General features: G+C 39.6%; 24 protein-coding genes. 1 reads left to right on the forward strand and 23 read right to left on the reverse strand.

Features of this window, described 5'->3' with window-relative positions; genetic code table 11:
* Positions 1-45 precede the first annotated feature (45 nt).
* The 19 genes from FHR85_RS10225 to metG form a co-directional block, all read right to left on the reverse strand.
* Entirely contained in the window at positions 46-1,614 is a 1,569-nt protein-coding gene (locus FHR85_RS10225; protein WP_167262873.1) for a polysaccharide biosynthesis protein, read from the reverse strand.
* 76 nt (positions 1,615-1,690) lie between these two features.
* Positions 1,691-2,224, reverse strand: coding sequence for a stage V sporulation protein T (spoVT, locus tag FHR85_RS10230; protein ID WP_167262875.1), 534 nt, complete (start codon positions 2,222-2,224; stop codon positions 1,691-1,693).
* A gap of 91 nt (positions 2,225-2,315) precedes the next feature.
* Positions 2,316-5,855: a transcription-repair coupling factor gene (gene mfd, locus FHR85_RS10235; RefSeq protein WP_167262877.1), complete on the reverse strand. Its 3,540-nt coding sequence runs from the start codon at positions 5,853-5,855 to the stop codon at positions 2,316-2,318.
* Positions 5,856-5,910: 55 nt separating this feature from the next.
* Positions 5,911-6,138, reverse strand: a complete 228-nt coding sequence (locus FHR85_RS10240; protein WP_167262879.1) for an anti-sigma-F factor Fin — start codon at positions 6,136-6,138, stop codon at positions 5,911-5,913.
* Positions 6,139-6,213: 75 nt separating this feature from the next.
* Positions 6,214-6,774, reverse strand: coding sequence for an aminoacyl-tRNA hydrolase (pth, locus tag FHR85_RS10245; protein ID WP_167262881.1), 561 nt, complete (start codon positions 6,772-6,774; stop codon positions 6,214-6,216).
* A gap of 109 nt (positions 6,775-6,883) precedes the next feature.
* Positions 6,884-7,534, reverse strand: coding sequence for a 50S ribosomal protein L25/general stress protein Ctc (locus FHR85_RS10250; protein ID WP_167262883.1), 651 nt, complete (start codon positions 7,532-7,534; stop codon positions 6,884-6,886).
* An 86-nt stretch (positions 7,535-7,620) separates the two neighbouring features.
* On the reverse strand, positions 7,621-8,574 hold the full coding sequence (locus FHR85_RS10255; protein WP_167262885.1) for a ribose-phosphate diphosphokinase: 954 nt from the start codon (positions 8,572-8,574) through the stop codon (positions 7,621-7,623).
* A gap of 57 nt (positions 8,575-8,631) precedes the next feature.
* Entirely contained in the window at positions 8,632-10,005 is a 1,374-nt protein-coding gene (glmU, locus tag FHR85_RS10260; RefSeq protein ID WP_167262887.1) for a bifunctional UDP-N-acetylglucosamine diphosphorylase/glucosamine-1-phosphate N-acetyltransferase GlmU, read from the reverse strand.
* 230 nt (positions 10,006-10,235) lie between these two features.
* Positions 10,236-10,523: a septation regulator SpoVG gene (spoVG, locus tag FHR85_RS10265; RefSeq protein WP_167262890.1), complete on the reverse strand. Its 288-nt coding sequence runs from the start codon at positions 10,521-10,523 to the stop codon at positions 10,236-10,238.
* Positions 10,524-10,726: 203 nt separating this feature from the next.
* On the reverse strand, positions 10,727-11,542 hold the full coding sequence (gene purR / locus FHR85_RS10270) for a pur operon repressor (RefSeq protein ID WP_167262892.1): 816 nt from the start codon (positions 11,540-11,542) through the stop codon (positions 10,727-10,729).
* A 65-nt stretch (positions 11,543-11,607) separates the two neighbouring features.
* Positions 11,608-12,459 (reverse strand): 4-(cytidine 5'-diphospho)-2-C-methyl-D-erythritol kinase, encoded by an 852-nt coding sequence (ispE, locus tag FHR85_RS10275; protein ID WP_167263047.1) that lies wholly within the window; start codon positions 12,457-12,459, stop codon positions 11,608-11,610.
* Positions 12,460-12,571: 112 nt separating this feature from the next.
* Complete coding sequence (locus tag FHR85_RS10280) at positions 12,572-12,730, reverse strand: small, acid-soluble spore protein, alpha/beta type (RefSeq protein ID WP_208379664.1); 159 nt, start codon at positions 12,728-12,730, stop codon at positions 12,572-12,574.
* A 139-nt stretch (positions 12,731-12,869) separates the two neighbouring features.
* Complete coding sequence (gene veg / locus FHR85_RS10285) at positions 12,870-13,124, reverse strand: biofilm formation stimulator Veg (RefSeq protein WP_167262896.1); 255 nt, start codon at positions 13,122-13,124, stop codon at positions 12,870-12,872.
* Between the two features lie 171 nt (positions 13,125-13,295).
* Complete coding sequence (gene yabG, locus FHR85_RS10290) at positions 13,296-14,189, reverse strand: sporulation peptidase YabG (protein ID WP_167262898.1); 894 nt, start codon at positions 14,187-14,189, stop codon at positions 13,296-13,298.
* 352 nt (positions 14,190-14,541) lie between these two features.
* Positions 14,542-15,417, reverse strand: a complete 876-nt coding sequence (gene rsmA, locus FHR85_RS10295) for a 16S rRNA (adenine(1518)-N(6)/adenine(1519)-N(6))-dimethyltransferase RsmA (protein WP_167262900.1) — start codon at positions 15,415-15,417, stop codon at positions 14,542-14,544.
* The gene (rnmV, locus tag FHR85_RS10300; protein WP_167262902.1) at positions 15,414-15,974 is read right to left on the reverse strand and encodes a ribonuclease M5; all 561 of its coding nucleotides are present in this window, start codon (positions 15,972-15,974) and stop codon (positions 15,414-15,416) included. Before rnmV ends, rsmA begins: the two co-directional genes overlap by 4 nt.
* Positions 15,975-16,066: 92 nt before the next feature.
* On the reverse strand, positions 16,067-17,326 hold the full coding sequence (locus tag FHR85_RS10305; protein ID WP_167262904.1) for a 3D domain-containing protein: 1,260 nt from the start codon (positions 17,324-17,326) through the stop codon (positions 16,067-16,069).
* A gap of 207 nt (positions 17,327-17,533) precedes the next feature.
* Positions 17,534-18,298 carry a TatD family hydrolase gene (locus FHR85_RS10310; RefSeq protein ID WP_167262907.1) on the reverse strand — a complete coding sequence of 255 codons (765 nt, stop codon included), beginning with the start codon at positions 18,296-18,298 and terminating at the stop codon, positions 17,534-17,536.
* Between the two features lie 60 nt (positions 18,299-18,358).
* Positions 18,359-20,329 carry a methionine--tRNA ligase gene (metG, locus tag FHR85_RS10315; RefSeq protein ID WP_167262909.1) on the reverse strand — a complete coding sequence of 657 codons (1,971 nt, stop codon included), beginning with the start codon at positions 20,327-20,329 and terminating at the stop codon, positions 18,359-18,361.
* A 585-nt stretch (positions 20,330-20,914) separates the two neighbouring features.
* Between metG and FHR85_RS10320 the strand changes: the two genes are divergently transcribed.
* Positions 20,915-21,190, forward strand: coding sequence for an AbrB/MazE/SpoVT family DNA-binding domain-containing protein (locus tag FHR85_RS10320; protein WP_167262911.1), 276 nt, complete (start codon positions 20,915-20,917; stop codon positions 21,188-21,190).
* Between the two features lie 40 nt (positions 21,191-21,230).
* On the opposite strand, the gene rsmI is transcribed toward FHR85_RS10320, so the two are convergent.
* The 4 genes from rsmI to FHR85_RS10340 form a co-directional block, all read right to left on the reverse strand.
* Positions 21,231-22,112: a 16S rRNA (cytidine(1402)-2'-O)-methyltransferase gene (rsmI, locus tag FHR85_RS10325; RefSeq protein WP_167262913.1), complete on the reverse strand. Its 882-nt coding sequence runs from the start codon at positions 22,110-22,112 to the stop codon at positions 21,231-21,233.
* A 17-nt stretch (positions 22,113-22,129) separates the two neighbouring features.
* Positions 22,130-22,867: a tRNA1(Val) (adenine(37)-N6)-methyltransferase gene (locus FHR85_RS10330; RefSeq protein WP_167262915.1), complete on the reverse strand. Its 738-nt coding sequence runs from the start codon at positions 22,865-22,867 to the stop codon at positions 22,130-22,132.
* A gap of 92 nt (positions 22,868-22,959) precedes the next feature.
* Positions 22,960-23,292 carry an initiation-control protein YabA gene (locus tag FHR85_RS10335; RefSeq protein ID WP_167262917.1) on the reverse strand — a complete coding sequence of 111 codons (333 nt, stop codon included), beginning with the start codon at positions 23,290-23,292 and terminating at the stop codon, positions 22,960-22,962.
* Between the two features lie 13 nt (positions 23,293-23,305).
* A complete protein-coding gene (locus FHR85_RS10340; RefSeq protein WP_167262918.1) occupies positions 23,306-24,133 on the reverse strand; it encodes a regulatory iron-sulfur-containing complex subunit RicT in 828 nt (275 codons plus the stop codon).
* Position 24,134 lies beyond the last annotated feature (1 nt).

Genomic DNA, 24,134 nt, shown 5'->3' on the forward strand with positions numbered 1-24,134 from the left:
CGATAGCGGATCACAATTTCAACAACGGACTGACTTTATCAAAGCCTAATCTTTAAACCATTTCCCGATCTGTGGTAATTGGGCTAATGTTTGCCGCTCATAGATATTGAATAACTTGCTTTGAGTCATCATAAATAAAATAACTACTACTCCAAGTCCACACATCAACACAACAGCAATACTTAATAACCATCGCTGATCTTCCTGTAATAATCCTAACGCTTCTAAACCAAACGAAAATAATGAAACGAGCGCCACCATTAATAAGACAGATCCAGTCGCTTTAATCGTGAAAGGGAGTAAATTCGTTAATTGTGACTGTTTAATCCAAGTGATATAACATAGAATCAAAACCAATAAACTCGCAATCACAGATGAAAGTGCTCCGCCCATGATGCCATGTATAGGTATGAGCCATATGTTTAAACTGACTTTCAAAACTAACAACAATCCCACGCCGAGCAGTTGTTGTAAACGGACCTGATAAGCCTGCAACATAACAGATAATGCCATTAAGAGTGACAAGATAAAGACAAGCATGACCAGCCATTGAATCGTACTTGTTCCATCTGAAGACTGATAAAACAAAGGATTCAGCCATGGCATAATCACGACTAATCCGCCTGCAGCACTTAATGATAACAACCACGTCACCTTAAAGGCGAGGCGCTCATCTAATTTAGAAATCTGTCCACTCACTTGTTCAAAAGCAGGGACAATCGCAAACGCTAAAGCCGACCCGAACACTAAACCGAGCTGAATCAACGGGTTCCCTCGGTCAAATACACCTTTTGCTACTTTCGCCTGTTCAAAGGTTAACCCAAATTGTTCTAAACCTCGCACCATCGTCATGACATCTACCAACTGAAGTAATAGATGCAAGATATGAGTCAAACTATAAATAATCATCCCTGTCATGAGCGATTGCACTAATTTTTTAGAAATCGTTATTGGCAATCCAAATGACAATTGATGTCGAAATCGTGATTGTTTAAATAAGATTAGTAATAATGCAAAAGCAACAATCGTTCCTACTATTGTTGCGAGACTTGCCACATAGCCTAATGTATATAACGAGGCAGAAGTCTGAACGATCAAAATAGTTGCAACAATAATGCCGATCACACGTATAAATTGCTCTATGATCTGGGACCAAGCCACAGCTGCTGGTTGTCCCTTCGTTTGAAACAACCCTCGTAAAAAAGCTGTAAACGGAATCAGTAAAAACAATAAGCTACTCATTCGTACAGCTTCCAACAGAGCAGGGTCACCCATTAACTCGACAATTTCAGGCGCTAATAAAAACAAACTCAGACTGATCACAAAGCCCGTGCCACATAATAAATAAAACACCGCAGACGCGTTATGTAAACGAGCCTGGGCGTTTTGATTGAGCTCATGAGATAAGGTATGAGAGATCGCACTCGGAAAACTATAAATCGATAACATTAATGCTAGCGAGATCAACGGGTAAATTTGTTGATAAATATATAACCCTTCATCACCTGCTAAGTTTTGTAACGGAATGCGATACACCATACCTAATATCTTACCAATAAAACCTGCAATCGTTAGAATAATTGTACCTTTTAACCATTGATCCGCCCGCGACATAATAAACCTCTTTCTGAATTTAATACATCACTATTATAGCATAAAACAGGTTCAAGAACGGACCATTACGGTACAACTACTCCATTTGTCGAGCTAAAAAGTTACTCGCCGTCTCACACACTTTGATTTCAACATCTGCAAGCGTTCCTTCTTCAGCAAACATCACGATACTTCCGACGGGATCGCCATTAGAAATTATCGGATGGATAATAAACGACGCCAGTGACTCTTCCTGACCTTGAACTAAGTCAACGGAATACGTCTGTCGCTCAACCACTGAATCCCGATTTTCCATCGCTTTTTCAATCGCTTCTCCGATGGGTTGCTTTAAGTACGATTTCTTCGAAGCACCTGCGACCGCAATGTACTCATCACGATCAGATACTAACACCTTATAACCCGTCGCATCGAAAAGTGCATGAGCGTATTCTTGGGCAAACTCACCCAACTCATTGATCGGTGAATATTTTTTCAAAATCACTTCTCCATCACGATCAACAAAAATCTCGAGTGGATCACCCTCACGAATACGTAACGTTCGCCTAATTTCTTTAGGGACGACAACTCTTCCTAGGTCATCAATTCGACGCACAATTCCTGTTGCTTTCATACTGTGTAATCCCCACTTTCCCTGATGTTACCCATCAGTTGATGAGTGTCGTGTTTGGTTCTTAATCGTAGTATGAAGCAGTAGAAGAAAACTATGCATGGTTTGGTTGTTTTTTCACTTGATGCAGTTTCGTTAACAAATCTTCCAATACATCGTAACGTTCTTGTTTTTGTTTACGTCCATAATTAATCATAATCTTAAGCTTATTGCCTTCTGTTCCTAGTTGCACCATACGTCCATATTCATTGGCTAAAACAAATAGCTCAGAGCCGTCGACTGTTAAACTTGCTTCTTCATCCATCATCATTTCAATCGACTGATTCTTCTCATGAACTGTTTCAATTCGTTCTTTCTGAGCTAACAAGCGAATGCGAGCCACTTGCAGAAGTTCTTCTACTTCTTGCGGATATGGACCGAAACGATCGAGCAATTCATCTTTCATATCAAAGATTTCCTGCACATCATTTGCTGCGTTAATTCGTTTATACATTTGGATTTTCTGCGTTTCATCATCGATATAGTCACTTGGAATGTAAGCATCAAGTGACAGCGTCATTTCGACTTCGAACGGTTTCGTTTCTTCATATGGCTTACCTTCTTGTTTCGCCTGGATCGCCTCATTTAGCATTTGCGAATATAAATCGAAACCGACTGAGTCAATAAAGCCATGTTGTTCAGTACCTAATAAATTACCAGCGCCACGAATCGATAAATCGCGCATCGCAATTTTGAATCCTGATCCTAATTCTGTGAACTCTTTAATGGCTTCTAAACGTTTTTCAGCCACTTCTGAAAGCACTTTATTTTGCTGGTGGGTAAAGTAAGCATAAGCTAAACGATTCGAACGACCGACACGTCCACGTAATTGATATAACTGACTAAGCCCCATACGATCAGCATCATTCACGATCAAGGTGTTTACATTCGGAATATCGACTCCTGTTTCGATAATGGTTGTACTGACTAATACATCATAATGACCTTCTAAGAAATCAAAAATGATATTCTCAAGCTGACGTTCATTCATTTGACCATGCGCGAACGCAACACGTGCATCCTCTACTAATTCATCCACTTCAGCTGCAACACGGTCAATCATATCAACGCGATTAAATAAAAAGAATACCTGACCATCACGCGACATCTCTCGTTCAATCGCTTCTTTAATAAATGGCGGATTATATTCAACCACATACGTCTGAATTGGAAAACGGTTTTCAGGTGGTGTCTCAATGACTGACAAATCACGCACACCGACCATCGACATATGCAAGGTTCTTGGAATTGGCGTTGCGGTTAGCGTTAACACGTCTAGATTAGCCTTAATCTGCTTAATCTTTTCTTTGTGCTTCACACCAAAACGTTGTTCTTCATCAATCACAAGTAAACCTAAATCTTTAAACTGTATATCCTTCGATAACAGACGATGCGTTCCAATGACGACATCAACCAACCCTTTTTGTAGATCCGAAAGGGTTTCCTTTTGTTGTTTGGGTGTTTGGAAACGGCTAAGCACACGGACATTAATCCCGTATTCTTCAAACCGTTCTTTAAAGGTTTCATAATGTTGTTGTGCCAAAATGGTCGTTGGAACAAGCATCGCGACTTGCTTATTATCAACGATCGCTTTAAAGGCTGCACGAATCGCCACTTCTGTTTTACCGTAGCCGACATCACCACATAATAAGCGGTCCATTGGGCGTTCTTTCTCCATATCAGCTTTTACTTCTTGAATACAACGCATCTGATCTTCTGTTTCTTCATATGGGAAGGCCGCTTCAAACTCCCGTTGCATTTCATCATCTTCCGAAAAGGCAAACCCTTTCGATGATTCACGTTCAGCATATAATTTAATTAAATCATCAGCGATATCTTCAACGGATGATTTAACTCGAGATTTGACTTTCTTCCACTCTGTTCCGCCTAAACGGTATAACTTCGGTTCTTTGCCTTCTGACCCGACATATTTTTGAACTAAATCAATTTGTTCAACAGGGACAAACAACTTATCGTTTCCAGAGTAACGAATCACCATATAGTCTTTGTGAACGTCACTGACTTGCATCGTTTCAATGCCTAAATACTTACCAATACCGTGATTTGTATGAACAACATAGTCACCAGTTTCTAATTCTTGATAGCTTTTAATCCGTTCAGCATTAGATAAAGTCTGCTTCTTGCGTTTTTTCGGCATTTTCTTTTTAAACAGTTCTTCTTCCGTTAACACTGCTAATCGGTAACTCGGCATTTCAAAGCCTTCACTTATATAGCCAGTGATAATAATCGGCTTTGAAACAGGTAAAGCTGTCGTATTAGGCGCACGACTTGCCGTCATTTCGTAGTCATCTAAGACTCGTTCGACTCTTTCAGCTCTTTCTTCATTCGCCGCAATAATGACAACAGAAAACTCAGCCTCACGCCACCGTTCCATTTCATTTTGAAGTAAATTCATTTGCCCGTGGAATTGCTGCATTTGCCGACTAGACATATTAATCACATTTTCCGGCTTTGTATTCGGAATATGACGCAAGAATAACGATAAATAAACCTTCGAAAACGTCATGCCTTGCCAAACCGTCAACCAATCAAAGGAAAGGGTGAGCCCTTGAACGATCGCTTGACGCTGCAACATATCCGTGTACCAATTCGCTTCTTCACGGTCGAGTTGTTCTGCTGTTTCTGAGATTCGGCTCATTTCATCTAACATTAAAACCGTTTGCTCTGGGAAGTAATCTAGCAAACTATTTTTCTCACCGTAAAGAAGTTGAACATATTGTGAGATTCCATCAAACATCTCACCTTGTTCTAAACGTTCTATATCATAATTAATATGTTCATGTAATTGTTCCCGCTCTTCATCCGTGCTAAGTTGTCGAGCCGTTTCCTGGCGTAACATTTTGAGCTCGGTCGCCGCGTGCTGCATTTGTTCAACTGTCGCAACAAACTCCTCAGCTGGACTGATTTGGATCGTCTGAATCTCGCCTTGGGAGCGTTGTGTTTCCGCATCGAAATAACGAATCGATTCGACCTCATCATCAAACCACTCGACACGAATCGGATAAGCTTCAGTTAATGGATAGACATCGACGATTCCACCACGGCGACTCATTTCTCCAGGCGCATCAACCAAATCAACCATTTTATAGCCTAAATGATGCATGTTTTCGATCATCTGCTCAGGCGGCGCCTCTTCACCCGTAGTTAGCGTCACTTCATAACGATCGAGCATGGATGCAGGGGGTAACAGTCGCTTGAACGCCGAAATGGGCACGACTAAAATTCCTCGTCCACGTTGACGCCACAGTTTTAAAGCCTCTAACCGTTGCGCTTTTAATTCAGGGGAAGCAGACACAATCTCAGCAGCTAAAAGTTCATTAGCTGGATAAAGATGAACGTCTTGCTCGTTTTCTGATACAGCGGATAGTTCCTCATAAACTTTTTGCGCTTGCTGTAACTGGTGTGTGACATAAACAATCGGACGTTCTGAAGATTCAGCTACAATCCCAGCCAATACTGCGCGTGATGGATTGGTTAGGCCTGAAACTTGTTGTTCGTTCATTCCTTGTTCTAAGCCTTCGATAATTGTTGCGAAATCGTCTTGTAACGACAAATATTCTTTAATGTTTTGCAAAACTTTTCTCCCCCTTACCTCAACAGAAAAAAGGCCTTGGTCCTTACCAAAGCAACTAATGGATAAAATAATCTTGTTCGAATAGATTAGGATTTTGCGTTAGAATATCTTCACACTCCTCGCAAACTAACCATAAATGCAAAGCACCATCTGGTGTTGTTTGTAAAAATTCATGGAAATTAGTTTCTTCTCCTGAGTGTTCTAACAACCAATTTTCAAGCATTGAATCACCATCAAACTCTTGCATCACCTTATGACAATGACGACATGATACATGTAACACATCAGAACCTCCCTCAATTACCAAGCTATACTATGTTATAGCTTAACCAACGTGAAGGTTCTATATTCGATTATATTATTGATTGAAGTCATTCATCACTTCTAAAAATGGTTTCTCACACCATGCTTCACACGCCCGTGCAGCCTCTTCGATGGATGGATTGACTGATTGTTGCTCAGCTTTTGAGAATTTACCTAACACATAATCGACAACTGACTGCTCGCCTTCTGGTTTATCAATTCCAAATCGTAGACGATTGAACTCTTTAGTCCCCAATTGATTAATAATATCTTTTATTCCATTATGGCCACCATGACCACCTTTTTGGCGCAAGCGAATTTTTCCAGTCGGTAAATCAAGGTCATCATAAATAACCAGTACGTCCGACGGTTCTAGATTAAAATAATCAACCGCTTCACGTACTGATTGCCCAGATAAATTCATATACGTTTGGGGTTTTAATAATAAGACTTTTTCACCGTTCCAATTTTCTTGGACATAATGGCCTTTGAATTTATCTTTTTTATATTTCCAACCGTTTTCTTCAACCATGTGATCAATGACTTGGAAACCAATATTGTGACGTGTTTTTTTATATTTTAAACCGGGATTACCCAGACCTACTATACACTTCATGTTCCGAAACTCCTTATTTCTTTCTATGTAAAACGATTAAATGGAAAAAACAGATCGAAGCGCACAACATGAGCTGACTTCGATCTGTTCACTTCAAGTAAATATCAAATTATTTTTCTTCTTCGTTATCTTCGGATTTTTCGTTAATCACTTCAGGCTCAGCGTTTTCTTCAGATACTCCTTCATCGCCTACTTCAGGAACATCTTCTTGTTGTGGTGGTAATACAGTCACAATCGTTGTATCTTCATCATCAAGAAGTTCAAAGTTCTTACCAGATTTCAGATCGCCTACTGTGACACTGTCACCAATTTCTAATTCATTAGCATCGATTGTGATATCTTCAGGGATATTACGTGGTGTTGCACGTACGTTAAGCATGTGCATCGTTTGTTGCATCACGCCACCTTCTTTTTCACCTTTAGATTCACCTTCGATATTAGCAGACACTTCTACGTCTACTTCAGTAGACATATCAACAAGATAGAAGTCGACGTGTGTTAATTCGTTTTTAATGACATCTGTTTGATAATCATAAAGCATTGCTTCTAACGATTTGCCACCTTCAACTTCTAAAGAGAACACCGCATTACGGCCTTCATCTCTAACTTTTTTAAGTAAATCCATACTATCTACTGAAACCGTGATTGGGTCTTTATCCTTGCCGTAAACAACGGCTGGTACTCGACCCGCTGCACGAATCTGTTTTGTTTCAGAACGCGTTGTGTCTTGTCTTTCTTTCGCTTGAATTACTGCTGCCATGTGTATTCAACCTCCGTTTTGTAAGAAACTTTCTGATATTTACTCTTACCCTCTATTATACCTTTTTAAACGAAAATGTAAAATTATTAATCAAAAAGTGAACTGATCGAACGGTGTTCATGAACCCGTTTGATCGACTCACCAATTAAATCACCAACAGATAAACGGACAACTTTATCTGTTCCTAAGTCATCAGATAATTTAATCGTATTCGTCACAACACATTCTTTAATGGCTGAATTCTCAATCCGTTCAATTGCTGGGCCAGATAACACAGGGTGTGTACAGCACGCATAGACTTCTTTTGCGCCATTCTCAATCATCGCATTGGCAGCCAATGTAATCGTACCAGCTGTATCAATGATATCATCGACAAGAATAGCAGTTTTACCTTCAATATTACCCACAATATTCATAACTTCAGCTACATTCGGTTGTGGTCGACGCTTATCAATAATCGCGATTGGCGCACCTAAACGATCGGCCATTTGCCTGGCACGGGTTACACCACCGTGATCAGGTGAAACAATAACCACATCTTCTAACCCTTTTTCTAAGAAGTAATCGGAAAGGGTTGGTCCTGCGATCAAATGGTCAATAGGAATGTTAAAGAAGCCTTGAATTTGCGCGGCATGTAAGTCCACAGAAACAACACGATCTGCACCAGCCGTCTCTAATAAATCCGCGACTAATTTCGATGTAATCGGCTCACGTGAGCGTGCTTTACGATCTTGACGTGCATAGCCATAGTAAGGCATCACAATGTTAATTGTACGCGCTGATGCACGCTTTAACGCATCAATCATAATCAATAATTCCATCAAATGTTCGTTAACAGGGTTACTCGTTGACTGGACGATAAACGTATCGCATCCACGTACACTTTCTTCAATGTTAATTTGAACTTCGCCATCTTTAAACCGTTTCACCGAGGATTTGCCGAGTTCGACACCAACAGAATCAGCAATTTCGTGGGCTAACTCAGGATTTGAAGTAAGGGAAAATACTTTCAGACTAGGGTCTTGGTATTGATTAGTCATAAAAAAGGAACCTCCACCATCTCGTTTGTTTTATAATTAAGCTTGCTCAACCTTATGTTAAGATCGTTTCTTCAAACGATCGACATAACCTTCTTTATTCTCTTGTCTAGAACGAGCAATCGATAACGCTTTTTCTGGCACATCTTTCGTAATCGTAGAACCAGCAGCGACATAAGCACCCTTCTCGATGGATACAGGGGCAACTAAGTTCGAGTTACAGCCAATAAATGCATCATCTCCTATAACCGTTTGATGCTTCGATTGTCCATCATAATTAACCGTAATACTGCCACAACCAACGTTCACATTGTTACCAAGTTCCGCATCACCTAAATAAGATAAGTGCGATGCTTTACTATTTGATCCCATTGTTGTCTTTTTCACTTCAACGAAATTACCCACTTTAACATCATCACTTAATGTGCTTTCAGGGCGAATATGAGCGAAAGGACCAATTTGAACTCTCGAACCAATTTGACTATTGGTGACAACACTTTGCTTAATTAGAGTTTCTTCTCCAATTGTAGCATGATTAATGGTCGTATGGGCACCAATCACTGAATGGGAGCCAATCTGTGTATTACCATGAATATGGACACCTGGTTCAAGCGTAACATCTGTTCCGATGGATACGTCAGGTCCAATATATGTCTGATCTGGATCTACGATGGTGACACCTTGGCGCATATGATACTCGTTAACCCGTTTTTTCATCAGTTTCTCTGCTTTAGACAACGCCACGCGATCATTGACGCCCACTGTTTCTTCAACATGTGTCGTCTTATGCGCTGCCACGGTTTCGCCACGTTCGTTCGCTATTTCCAACACATCAGGTAAATAATACTCACCTTGCGCATTATCATTCGATACTTGAGATAAAGCCTCGAATAATAATTCATTATCGAAACAATATGTACCCGTATTAATTTCAGTTACTGCTTTCTCTTCGTCGGATGCATCTTTTTCTTCTACGATTTTTTCAACTTGACCATTAACCTGACGAATGATTCGACCGTAACCAGTAGCATCGTCCACGTCAGTCGTTAAAACCGTCACTTTAGCTTGTTGTTGTTCATGCTGATCCATTAATTCACGCATCGTATCAGCTGTAAGTAATGGGGTATCTCCACAAACGACAACCGTTGTTCCTTTTTGACCTTCTAAAACTGAACTTGCCATCTGTACGGCATGGCCTGTCCCTAGTTGCTCTTCTTGAACAGCATATTGCGTCTGATCACCTAACTGTTCTTGTACTGATTCAGCTCCATGACCTACAATCGTCACGATTTGATTCAGCCCTAAATGATTTAACTGATCCACGACATGTTGCACCATAGGCTTTCCGCACACGGGGTGAAGCACTTTATATAATTCTGATTTCATTCTTGATCCTTTACCTGCCGCCAAAACAACAGCATTACGATTCGTCATTCTTTTCCCTCCAACAGTCAAACAAAACTTCATTATTAACAGTTTGAAACCATTATAATCATCCATTATGAATATATCTTAAAACAAGCCTACATGCAACTTAACCGCTAATTCTGTCGACTAAAATAAAGAGAGATTTATAAAAACAAGTTTAAGTTCATTCCTTTTGGGTTAAAGATAAAAAAAGAGATTCAATCGCGCTAACGATTGAACCTCTGTTCATTACTTTTTTAAGAAGCGCCTGCTTCTTCGTATTCCACTTCTTCACCTGCACGACGGTACTCTTCCAAGACAGCATCTTGGATTTTACCACGTGTACCAGAATTAATTGGGTGGGCGATGTCTCTAAACTCTCCGTCTGGCGTACGTTTACTAGGCATCGCTACAAATAGCCCATTATTCCCATCAATTACACGAATATCATGGACGACAAATTCATCGTCTAAAGTAATTGATGCAATAGCACGCATACGACCATCAGTGTTTACACGACGAAGCCTTACGTCTGTTACTTGCATTCTGTCTCACCACCTTTTGGAAATTAAACTGAACCTTTTTCGCACAATATAATTGCACAAAATTTATAGGACTCTAATTTTACTTTTCAACAATGAGACTTAAATTCCTGCTAAAATTTTTATTTTTTTATAATTTTGTGACAAAGATAAAGAAAAATAAGGAGCTAATCTGTCCTAGAACATGATTAACTCCTTATTGAATCTCAAGAATTGAAATAGTTACCTCGCATCACTTTTACATCTTGCGCTTTTTCATTAACATCATGGATTTTTAGTAATGATGTATAATTCATCACACGTCGTTCTTCATCTTCATCCTCAGCTTCAGCTAGAACACCGATCCCTTTAACATGGGCATCGAACTCAGCCATTAAACTTTCCATCCCTTTAATCGTACCGCCTGCTTTCATAAAGTCGTCCACTAATATAACATTCGAACCAGGTGTAATATGTCGCTTAGCTAAAGCCATTGACTGAATCTTTCGGGATGAGCCTGATACGTAGTTGATACTAATAGTTGAGCCTTCAGTCACGATTGGATCACGACGGATGATGACGACTGGTAAATTAAGTGCTTCGGCCACTGCATAAGCGATTGGAATCCCTTTAGTCGCTACTGTTACAACATAATCAGCTTCTATATGTTGAAATGCAGATCCAAAAATCTTACCAATTCGCCGTACATAATAATTATGACCTAATAAATCACTCATATATAAATATCCACCAGGCAAAATGCGAGTCGGATCTTCTAACAACTCAATCAACTCATCGATAAAATTCTGACTCGCTTCTAATGGATAATCAGGAACATATTTAACGCCACCTGAATAGCCAGATACCGTTTCAATTCGTCCTATCCCTAACTGTCTGAACATATCATCAATGATATCTATGTCTTCACTAATGGATGATTTTGCTGCTTCGTACGTTTTTACAAAGAACGGAAGTGAGACGAGAATTCTTGGGTTTTCCTTAAAATAATGCGTCATGGCTGCGATTCGTTGACTTCGTTTCATTTCATCCACCTCAAAAACCGAATAATTAACCCTACTATATCACGAATTGTTTGGCATGACTATATTTAGCGTAGGGCATGGACTGTGTAAACTTCCTGACAGAACCCTTTTAAGCTGTTATAAATTCGATCTGCTTTGGCTTCCTGCTGAACAAGTGCATAAACGGTCGGACCGCTTCCACTCATTAAAACACCAGGTGCACCAGCTTTTTGCATTCTTTCTTTTATTTGTGCAATGGTTGAATGCATCTCAACTGTAATCGGCTCTAACACGTTATTCAACTCAGCACAAACCTTGCCAAAATCCTGTTCATCAAGCGCATGAATCATCGCTAAAGTATCAGGATGCGTCATTTCATTTAAATTGACACGTTTGTATATTTCCTTCGTTGAAACGCCAACAGTTGGTTTCGCAATGACCACATAGCACGGTGGCAGTGGCGTAACAGGTTTTAGCACTTCGCCTCTCCCACGAGCCAATTGTGTGCCACCTTGAACACAAAACGGTACGTCTGAACCGATACGCTCAGCTAACTGTTCCATTTCTTGATTTGATAAACGTGTATCGAATAGTCGATTTAAACCTCGGATTGTCGCAGCAGCATCACTACTACCACCTGCAAGACCTGCTGCAACAGGGATCTGCTTATCAATTTCAATCCTTACACCTTGTTTAATTGAGAACTGTTGTTTGAATATATTGGCTGCTTGATACGCTAAGTTTTGTTCATTGTCTGGCACGAATCGGTTCTCCGATTCAATTTGGATTTGGTCGTTATCTAACTTTTCGAAGCTTAAACGATCAAATAAATCAACGGTTGTCATAATCATTTCAACTTCATGATAACCATCGTCTCGTTTATGTAAGACATCAAGTGTTAAATTTATTTTGGCTGGTGCTTTTTCAAATACCATGATCATCACCTACTGTTTTCATCATCTCTGTGATTGTATCATATACGAACGAGTATCTGTTATCAATGCAAAAGAAAAAGCAGACCTGAAAATCAGGCCTGCTTTCCCCAACGTTTTAACGTTGTTCCTTATCCATCTGTTCTTGTGCCATCTCAACAGCCCGCTTCACCATGTTACCGGCATCTCTTGATTTGATACCGCCCCAACCTTCTCTTTGTACCGTGTCGTAAAACCCCAGCTCTTTTGCGATCTCATCCTTGAAACGATTAGACATTACGCCTTTTCGACCCAACGACCACAACTCCTTCTGTCGTTTAATACGACACGCTTAGGTTATGTACGATTAGGAATTCGAAACATGGTAAGTGTTGAGGGCATTAACAAAAAGAAGAAAAATAAACGATTAGCTTAAATTAAGCTAACTTAGTCCTCTCATCTGTAAATGTAATTTTAACTGTTTCAGTTAAAACATCCGCATAGCTGTAAGAAACACGTTCGAAAGCGTGTTCATCTTGATCAAGTTCAACAATAAAAACGGAGGGGTATGTTTCCGCCAGAACGCCACAACGTTCAATTGTTTTACGACGACCACCGTTTGCTTCTAGCGTTAGACGTTCACCAATTTTAACGTCTAGTGCTTGTTTAATTTCACCCAATGTTTTTCCCATTAAACTCCACCTCACTATATAAACTGTAACACATTTCCTATTGTTAGTCAAAAGTTTTTAATTATACCAATATAAGCGATCATATGTCAATAAAAAGTCTCATCTTCTTCTTAATATGACCGAATTCAGCAAATTCATACATTAAAAACTCGTTAAAAAAATTAAACACCGCTATCGGCGGTGTTCTTGTGGATGTTCATTTGTTTGGGGTAATCCCTGCATATAAGGTAGACCAATTCGAAATAAGCCTCTCGTTTCAACGCCTCCTATTCCTTTTTCACGCGTGATCGTTTTGTGAAGTACATCATGTAAATCCACCTTATCCATGAATGAGGTGAAGCCTACTTTCGCCGTAACATATACAGGATCTAGTGCGTGGATATTAATTCGTGTAGGTGAACTCGCAAAATTCGCTCCCGCTTTAATTAACGACTCAAAATGAGATTGACATGCCCCTGCAAAAATCACCATTTGATCCAGACTCGGTTGTATACGTCTAGCTTCACGTACAGATTCAACGAAATATTTACTATTACGATAAGCACGAATGTCCTGCTCTTCACCTTTATCTTTAGAATACGCATCATGGCCAGTAATCACGAGGATGTCAGGTTGAATTTTTTGAACAAGCTCTTTCGTTTTTTCTGGCATCTCTGACTCATTCACGTGAATTCCGTGAACTTGTAAGCCCAGCCGTTTATATAACATGATACATTTTTTAAGGAATAAATGATCCCCATCAATGTGTAGGACTTTTGGACATAGTTGAAATTGAATAATAGGGTCTTCAGCGACCATAGAAGATGTATAATGACGAAATGACTGTAAATAATAATCTTGACGAAACATACGATAAGACGTTGCTTCACTTTCACGAATCGATTGCTCTAATTGATTACGTTCATTATCTTCCACTCGTCTTAAATCAGAGGAAGGTGCATCAACCTCTAGTCGGAAGTTTTCCCCGAATAGCACAATTTCATCCTTATGAGAATGTTGCACACGAAATAACAGATCATGATTATAGGAATAACGTGTCACAATATCTCCTTTTTGCCAAGTCATAGCGCTCGCCCTTTCCGCAGATGCCCTTCTCATTACACACTATTACATAGGACAAATAAATGTGCTATGTAATCCCATAAAAAAATCTAACATCTTTTGTTTTTCACAAACAAAAGATGTTAGATGCTTTATAATTTCGAGGCTTTGTTAAAACTTAGTGTTGGTTTTAACTTTATTTAACGCTAAGTTGTTGAATTGTGAGGAGCGAAGGTGGCGACTCCTGCGGGAACAGCACGAGTCTCGAGACCCCGCAGGCCACGCCTTTGGGCCGAGGAGGCTCGAGCCGTGCCCGCGGAAAGCGTCCACCGACAGCGGATCACAATATCAACAACGGACTATAACAGAGCGAAGATCAATTATTTTTTACATAATGGCTCATGACATCGCTTAAAGATCCGAACTCTTTAAGCGTTAACGATTCTCCCCGCCTTGTCCCATCAATATTCGATTCTGCAAACACTTGATCAAGTGTCGATGCATCCAATTCTTTAAAAGCACGTTTTAAATTATTACGTAACGTTTTCCGACGTTGACCAAAACTTGCTTGAACAATCTCAAAGTACAACGCCTCATCTTTAACAGTGACATATGGCTGATTTCGAACATTTAATTGCAAAATCGCTGAATCAACATTAGGTTGCGGGACAAAACACGTTTTCGGAACCGTCATAATGACATCAGATTCGGTATAATACTGGACAGCAATGGATAACGACCCATAATCCTTAGAATTCGGAGCCGCAGCCATGCGAGCAGCTACTTCCCTTTGCATCATGACTGTGATCGACTCAATTGGAAGCTGACGTGATAACAACTTCATTAAAATGGGTGTCGTAATATAATACGGTAAATTTGCCACAACTTTGACCTGTTTACCCTCAGGAACATGTTCAGCAATAAATGCATTTAAATCAACCTCTAAAATGTCTTGATGGGTCACTGTCACTTGCGGATAAGGCGACATCGTATCTTCTAAAACATCGATTAAGCGCCCGTCAATTTCAAACGCATAAACATGTTCAGCTTTTTTAGCTAATTGTTCAGTTAATGCACCAATCCCTGGACCGACTTCGATCACCACTGTTTCATCATCAATACCTGCTTTGGACACAATCTTTTCAAGAATATTAACATCAACTAAGAAATTTTGCCCTAAACTTTTCTTAAAAGATAATTGATGACGCTCCATAATTTCTTTCGTCCGTGTTATTGTCGCTATCGGTTTCATGGTTGCTGTCGCTCCTCTTTCAAGATCTCATCCATAACGGATTCGAATTCATCCACTGTGATTTGAAACATGTTTAATCTTTTTTCTAATTGTTTAGCATTCGCATAGCCAATTTTTAATCGCTCACCTAAACGCTCACGCCGTGGTTTAGCACCCGCCCCACCTACTAACCCATATTCCAGTAAATAAGGACGCCACTCTATAGGCTGATAAGATGTCTGACGTAGTTCATAAACAGCTTCCAGTGCTTCGTGAATCGCCTGTTTCGTAGCGTGCTCTACCCCTAGTCCATTCGAGCCTTTTGCTTCATCTTTTGGCATAAAAGCATGCTTACACCCTGGGACTTCTTGTTGCACAATCCGTCTAATCCGTTCACCTGGAAAATCTGGATCAGTAAAAATAATCACACCGCGTTTAGCCTGTGCGTGCTTAATTCGTTCTAAAGTTGGCTGGTCAATAGCTGAACCATTTGTTTCAATCGTATCAGCGTCTACCGCTTGCTTTATTTTAGCTGTGTCGTCACGACCTTCTACGACGATAACTTCTTGTATTTTCAAATCAATGCCTCACTTTTATTCATATCAACTTCAACATAAAAAATCCTGCTATACCTTCATAGTATAGCAGGATTCTTCCAAAGGCGAAAATATTAATCAAGTACTCGAACTTGAACAGATCTACGGCCCCATTGGAGTGCGTCCGATCTTGAATTAGTTAAAATATCAATCTTGTTACCGTTAATAGCACCGCCTGTATCAAGTGCAATAGCAGTAAATGAACCAGATGGTGTTTTCACTTCTACTCTAGAATGTAACGGAATAACACTAGGATCAACAGCAATTATTCTCATACCATTATGAGTTGTTTTATTATTAACATTTACACCTGTTGCTGTATAGCCTGAACAGCCACTACAGTCTGCTGTATATTTCGTTGAAGTAAACGTTTGAAAGCCACCAGATGATTCAGAAACTTGTTGAACATCTGATGATTGTGAACTCGACTCATTTGATGAGCTAGATTGTGCTGTTTGTGTTGGCTGCTTTGTTCCTTTTGCGACCACACGATTTTCACTTTCCTCAACGATTTCCTCTTCAACTAGTTCACGAGAAACCTCTTCGCCGTTCTCTTTGGTAATCTTGTATTCTTCCACTTTTTTACCATCTTGACCTGATTGAACGACTTCACTATCACCTTGCATAATCGAATCATCTTCACGTGTTTCTGTTTCATGAGGAACATCTTTTTCGACTGTTTCATACTCTGTAGAAACGCGAACAATTTCGATTGTACGGTTATCTTTTACTTTTTCAGTAGGATCCACATTGATACGATCATTGTCATCTAATGCAATCCCTTGCTTGTTTAATAGATTTTCTACCGTTTGATTAGGAACATGAGCTGTTTGTTTTTCACCACCATCATTAATGGTGACTTCAAGAGCTTTATTGATTGCGATATGCATATTATTGCGAATATCATCTTGAGCCGAAACGGACATTTGATCGTTTTCGGATAGCTCAATTCCTTCATCATTCAAAAAGTTTTGTACGTTATCTTCTGTTGTATAGTAATGATTTGATTTATTTCCAATTGTAACGACGACTTCATCTGTTTCTTTGTAAGTAAGCTCCATTCCATCTTCTACTGGAGCGTCTAATGACTTAGACAACTCATCATGTTTACCAACCTCTAAGTCTATTTCAGTCAATAAACCTTCAACGGTGTCAGCCGTTGAATGAACAGTTTCTTCCTCACCGTTTATAGAGACTGAAACTTCAGCTTTCATTGCATCGCTGATAAACATGGCAACTGAGAAAAAGGCAATTAACACTGAAAAGAAAATAATAGACATGTGTTTCGACGTGAAGCGACGTCCGCTTCCTTTCGCCTGTTCAAAATTTGCCATAAACTATGCCTCCTTGTACGCAACCGATTATAGGCACCCTATACCAATAAGTCAACTAAAAAAGTCCTATTTACACATTACATTTTGATGACAATCTTTGATATTTGTTTACAAATTGGTCGCTATTTGATACCTAAAACCATCATTAACCAAGCATACTTGATTTATACGTACGTGGGTCATTTTATTTTATGAACGGTTTTTTCATTATATGCGAAATAGATTTTTGGCATTTTTATTTGTTTCTTTTGCTACTTCATCAACTGAGATCTCTTTGAGTTCAGCAATTTTCTCAGCGACGAGTTTCACATAAGCTGGCTCATTACGTTTGCCTCGATTGGGGTGCGGAGCTAAAAATGGGCAATCCGTTTCGATTAATAGCTTCTCAAGCGGTACCTCTTGGGCTACGATTTTGGGATCTGTCGCATTTTTAAACGTGACAGGCCCCCCTAAAGATATATGAAATCCTAAGTCTAAACATTCTTTTGCGTAAGAGACATCATCATTATAGCAGTGCATAATGCCGCCAGTTTCTCCTGCCTGTTCTTCTTTTAAAATCTCAACAATATCAGCTGTTGCTTCGCGGTTATGAATAATAATTGGCATATTCACGCGTTTAGCTAAAGCGATTTGTTGACGGAATACGTCTTTTTGTACGTCTTTGGGTGATTTGTCCCAGTGATAATCTAAGCCCATTTCTCCAATGGCGACAACTTTTTCATGAGCGCTTAATTCTTCTATCCATTGTAAGTCCTCATCTTGCATATCAATCGCATCAACTGGATGCCAGCCTATTGCTGCGTAGATGAAATCATATTGTTCAGCGATTTCGATGGCTATAGGAATAGTTTTACGATCGAAACCGACGACTACCATTTCAGTAACGCCTTCATCTAAAGCTCGTTGAATGACTTCATCACGGTCTTCCATAAATTGATCAGCATTTAAATGCACATGTGTATCAAATAACATGACGTTGCACTCCTTTTCATATACATGAAAAAGGGACGAAATTCGCCCCTTTTTTATCTTTTAATTAATTTGTGTTCCGTTTGGTAAGGATTGATCGATGGTTGCGAGGCTTAAATGACCATTGTCGTCTTCTCCGGCTAGAATCATACCTTCTGATAATTCACCGCGAAGTTTTGCTGGTTTTAAGTTGCTCACACAAATCACTTTTCGACCGATTAGATCTTGCTCACCATAATGCTCTGCAATACCCGAAACAACTTGACGCTTCTCATAGCCTAAATCAAGTTGTATTTTTAATAATTTATCTGTCTTCGGAACTTGTTCCACGTGAATGACTTCACCAACGCGGAAATCGATCTTAAAGAAATCATCAATAGTGATTTCCTCTGATTGGTCTTCATTTTGCTCATTTTCATTTTCCGCTTCTTCAGTCGGTTTTGGTGAGTTTTTCGTCATCATATCTACAATCGCCTGAACTTCTTCTTCTGTGTCAAGACGAGGGAAGATTGGTGTACCTTTTTTCACGACTTGTACGTTTTGAAGAAGATCATGCTCAGCAATGCTATCCCATGTTTGTACCGCCTCATCTTGAATGCCAAGCTGATCAAAGATATTTTTCGGTGTAGACGTTAAAAATGGTTGAAGCATAATAGCAATCTTGCGAAGAGACTCGACTAAATGAGCCATCACATTACCTAAACGATCGCGTTGTGCGTCATCCTTAGCTAATACCCAAGGTTCATTTTCATCGATATATTTGTTCGTGCGACTGATAAATTGCCATAACGTCGAAAGGGCAACCGAGAATTCCATCTCGTCCATCGCTTCTTCGACTTTTAGCTTCGTTTCCGCTGCTGACTTCATTAAGTCTGTATCATAACTTGTTTCATTTAGATTAATCGCTGGCACATGACCATCAAAATACTTATTAATCATGGCTACTGTACGATTTAATAGGTTACCTAAGTCATTGGCTAAATCATAATTTGAACGCTCCACGAATGCTTCTGGCGTAAAGACACCATCAGAACCAAACGGGACTTCACGTAATAAGTAATAACGAAGCGCATCTAAACCATAACGATCAATTAAATCAACTGGGTCGACGACGTTACCTTTTGATTTAGACATTTTGCCATCTTTCATGAGTAACCAACCATGAGCAAACACTTTCTTTGGAAGTGGCAAATCAAGGGCCATAAGCATGATTGGCCAATAAATGGTATGGAAACGAACAATCTCTTTACCAACTAAATGTACATCAGCTGGCCAATATTTTTGATAGCGTTCGTCATGATCTGTTCCGTAACCTAAAGCTGTAATATAGTTGGATAATGCATCAACCCAAACATAGATTACGTGTTTAGGATCACCAGGGACTTTTACACCCCACTCGAAAGTCGTTCTTGATACCGCTAAGTCTTCTAAACCTGGTTCAATAAAGTTACTTAGCATCTCGTTTTTACGTGATTCTGGCTGGATAAAGCCTGGATTGTCTTCATAAAACTGCACTAAACGATCAACATATTTACTCATCTTAAAGAAATATGATTCTTCCTTAACTCGTTCAACTGGACGACCGCAATCTGGACAATGACCATCATCTAATTGACGATCAGTGAAGAAGGACTCACAAGGTGTACAGTACCAACCTTCATATTCATCTAAATAAATATCGCCTTGTTGGACGAGTTGATCAAAGATTTTCTCGACAATGACTTTATGACGATCCTCAGTTGTACGTATGAAGTCATCATGAGAAATATCTAGCTTATCCCATAAGTATTGAATACCACTTACAATGCCATCCACATACTCTTTCGGAGAAGTCCCCTCTTCTTCCGCTTTGCGTTGAATTTTTTGGCCATGTTCATCAGTACCTGTTAAGTACATGACATCATAGCCTCTTAATCGTTTATACCGAGCCATCGCGTCACCTGCGACCGTTGTATACGCATGGCCAATATGTAAGTTGCCACTTGGGTAGTAAATAGGTGTTGTAATATAAAACGTATTCTTCTCCTCAGGCATTAAGAAACCTCCTATATAGCTATTATAAGCTTATTTAAAATTTTAGTTTCAAGATTTATAAAGCTAGCTCTAAATTGTTGAATTGTGAGAAGCGAAGGTGGCGACTCCTGGTCGACTAAAAGCGGTCACGTCCTGTGACCAACGTCGACATTAGGCCGTCCGGGCCGTCACGGGAACAGCACGTGTCTCGAGACCCCCAGAGGCCCACAGGATGTGGGTCACTTCGGCGTTCGGACAGGACGTCCGGAACTTAGCCGAAGTTCCTTTAGCTTCCGAGGAGGCTCGAGCCGTGCCCGCGGAAAGCGTCCACCGATAGCGGATCACAATTCCAACAATGGACTAAGATAGAACATAATCATTAATATATTCAGTTAGGTTCTATTGTAACGATTTTAAGCGTTAATTTCCATTGTTTTTCATTGTACATCCTATTTCTTTAAGACACATCTACACCATTCATGTATGTTGTTTCAATTTGAAACACTTTACTAGTAAATATACTTTAATTAATTGACTATACATACAAAGAGTGGTAAATTTAGTCTCGAAAGATAGCGAAATTATGATCGAGAGGGGAGAAACAAAATGAAATCAACTGGTATTGTAAGAAAAGTCGATGAATTAGGACGAGTAGTTATTCCAATTGAACTTCGTCGTACATTAGACATCAACGTTAAAGACGCACTAGAAATCTACGTTGACGACGATCAAATTGTTTTAAAGAAATACCAACCTAATATGGCTTGCCAAATTACTGGAGAGGTTTCTAACGACAACATCATGGTTGGCGACGGAAACATCGTTCTTAGTAAAGAAGGCGCACAACAATTAATTAATGAAATCCAAAAGAAAATGAATTAAAGTGAGAAGGCGGGGTTATGATGCCCCGCTTTTTCTATGTTTAGGACTCATGATAAGCATCATAAATATCACGACTTGAAATACCACGATCTAAGGCGACTTTTTTAACTGCAGCTTTCGTTTTGATACCTTCCTCAGACTTATAGTAATCAACATGTTCAATAATTGACCAGGATTCCCACCAACGGTCTTCTTCCTCATCTGTTTGATCAGCTGGCTCTACAGTGATGCAAAATTCACCACGTATAGTGGCATCATTTGAACAAGCCCACTCGTAAACTTCCTCAACGGTTCCAGACACATACTCTTCAAACGTTTTAGTTAGCTCTCTAGCCAGTGTTACTCGGCGAGACGCATGATATACATCAGCCATCCGTTTTAAAGTTTGCTTTACACGGTAAGGCGACTCATAAAAAATCAAAGTATTTCCTGTCCGATCTAACTCTTTTAAACGATTTCGTAAGTCTTGATCTTTCTTCGGCAAAAATCCAGCAAACGTGAACGTATCAGTTGGTAACCCTGAGCCAACTAAAGCGGTTAATGCTGCATTGGCACCTGGTAACACAACGACATGAAGCCTTTCTTCGCGTGCATCTCGCACTAATGTGTACCCTGGATCCGAAATGAGTGGCATACCAGCATCACTCACTAAAGCAATCGATTTCCCCTCACCTAAATCAGCTAGCAAACTTGCCCGCTTTGATTCCTCACTATGTTCATGGAAACTGACTAATGATTTTTCTATTTCAAAATGATTTAATAGTTTCTTCGTTTGCCGTGTATCTTCACAAGCGATTAAATCGACTTGTTTTAAGACATCCACCGCACGGAATGTCATATCATTTAAATTTCCAATCGGCGTTGGGACGATGTATAAAGTTGAGCTCTGGTCTTTACCGAAACTTTTTTGAATCTGAACCATTTGAAAATTCTTCCTTTCTAGCCATGTAAAATCGCCTTCATCGCATCCGTGTACGCTCCGTTTTCCTGATGAATATAAAACGGCGGCTCGACTTTAATATCTGATTTTCCATCTTTTAAAAACTCGATTAATACCATGGTCGCATCTCGATTCGGTTTGGCATGGACGAACTTTAGTCGTTTGATCGCTAATTGAAAGGTTTCAGCTAAGGTCATGATTTCAACTAAACGATTGGGACGATGAACCATCGAAACTTTGCCCCCTGATTTAACCAGACGACTACAGGCTTGTAACACATCAGTTAGCCCACCATAAACCTCATGTCTTGCGATCGTTAAATAATCATTATTATTTTGTTTCTCTTTCGAATCCGTTTTAAAGTAAGGCGGATTACACGTCACAACATCGAACTGTTGATTATACTGTTTCGATACCTCACGAAGGTCACCATGAATCATTTCGATATGATCTTCTAGTTGGTTAAGTTTAACATTACGTAACGCCATATCATATAACCGTTCTTGAATTTCAACGCCATAAATTGAAGCATTGGAACGCTTAGATAAATACAACGGGATAATGCCATTACCTGTACACAAATCCATGACGCGACCACGTTTAATTGGTAAATATGTGAAATCAGCTAACAAGACAGCATCAGCTGAAAATGCGAACGCTGACGGGCTTTGAATCACTTGCCGTTCATCATCGGTAAATAAGTAGTCAATTCGTTCATCACCTTTTAATTCTACCATGCCCTTTAAACCTCTCTTCTAATAATCATAAACACGCTAACAATAAACATCCTTTACTACACATAGCAGTAAAGGATGTTCAGTGAATCTATCTAGTTAAAAAACTTTAAGCAAAACATACAGTCTTCTTCTTCTCTTGGTGTTCCAAAATAGACGTGACAAATATGGAAGCCTTCTTCATAAATACGCGCCAAATTATCATAGCCTTCGCCAACTCGTTTGGCAGCTTTATGTTCATGTTTAGCGGGTTCATCCTGTGTTAAATCGTCTACACGCTGACGCAAATGATGGTTTTCATGCGATAATTGATGATTTTCTTCCATTAGTTGAACGAGATCGTTTTTCAACAACGAAAAATCTTGCTGTAATTCTTCAAACTGTTTTTCTAAATGAGAAAAACGCTCTAACACTTCCTTCTTGTTCACAACATCCACCTCATTACTCTGTTGCTGGCACTTTAATGGCGCCTTCATCAATTAATTCATCAACTGTATATTCAACTGTGCGTTCCATTTCTGTTAACTCAACCTGCACAAGACGCTCTAACATATTCAAGCCGACAACTTTACCAGATCCGTTAGAAGTTGTTAGGCTTTCACCAATATCAGGTAGCTCTTGTTTAGCTTCTTCGTACATATCATTCTCATATTTTAAGCAGCACATCAAACGGCCACATAATCCAGAAATTTTGGCTGGATTTAATGATAAGTTTTGGTCTTTTGCCATTTTAATTGAGACAGGTTCAAAGTCACCTAAGAAAGTAGAACAACAAAGCATACGTCCACAAGGCCCGATTCCGCCTAACATCTTAGCTTCATCACGCACACCAATTTGGCGTAATTCAATCCGTGTCTTAAACACTGACGCTAAATCTTTCACTAAATGACGGAAGTCCACACGTCCATCTGCCGTAAAATAAAAAATAATTTTGTTACGGTCAAATGTATACTCTGCATCAACCAAATTCATATCGAGTTGATGCTCTTTAATCTTACTCGAACATTCATTAATCGCTTGGTTTGTCATCTCATTGTTTTCAGTTACCGTCAATTTATCTTTGTCATCTGCTTCCCGAATCACTTTCTTAAGCGGTAAGACAACATCTTCTTCATCAACTTGACGATTTGAAATCACAACGCGACCAAACTCGATCCCGCGAGCCGTTTCAACAATGACATAATCTTCAGTTGTTAATTGTAGCTCTCCTGGGTCAAAATAATATATTTTACCCACTTGTTTAAAGCGGACACCAATAATTTCTATCACG

This window comes from Alkalibacillus almallahensis, assembly GCF_011761495.1.
In the GTDB taxonomy this organism is placed as follows: domain Bacteria; phylum Bacillota; class Bacilli; order Bacillales; family Alkalibacillaceae; genus Alkalibacillus; species Alkalibacillus almallahensis.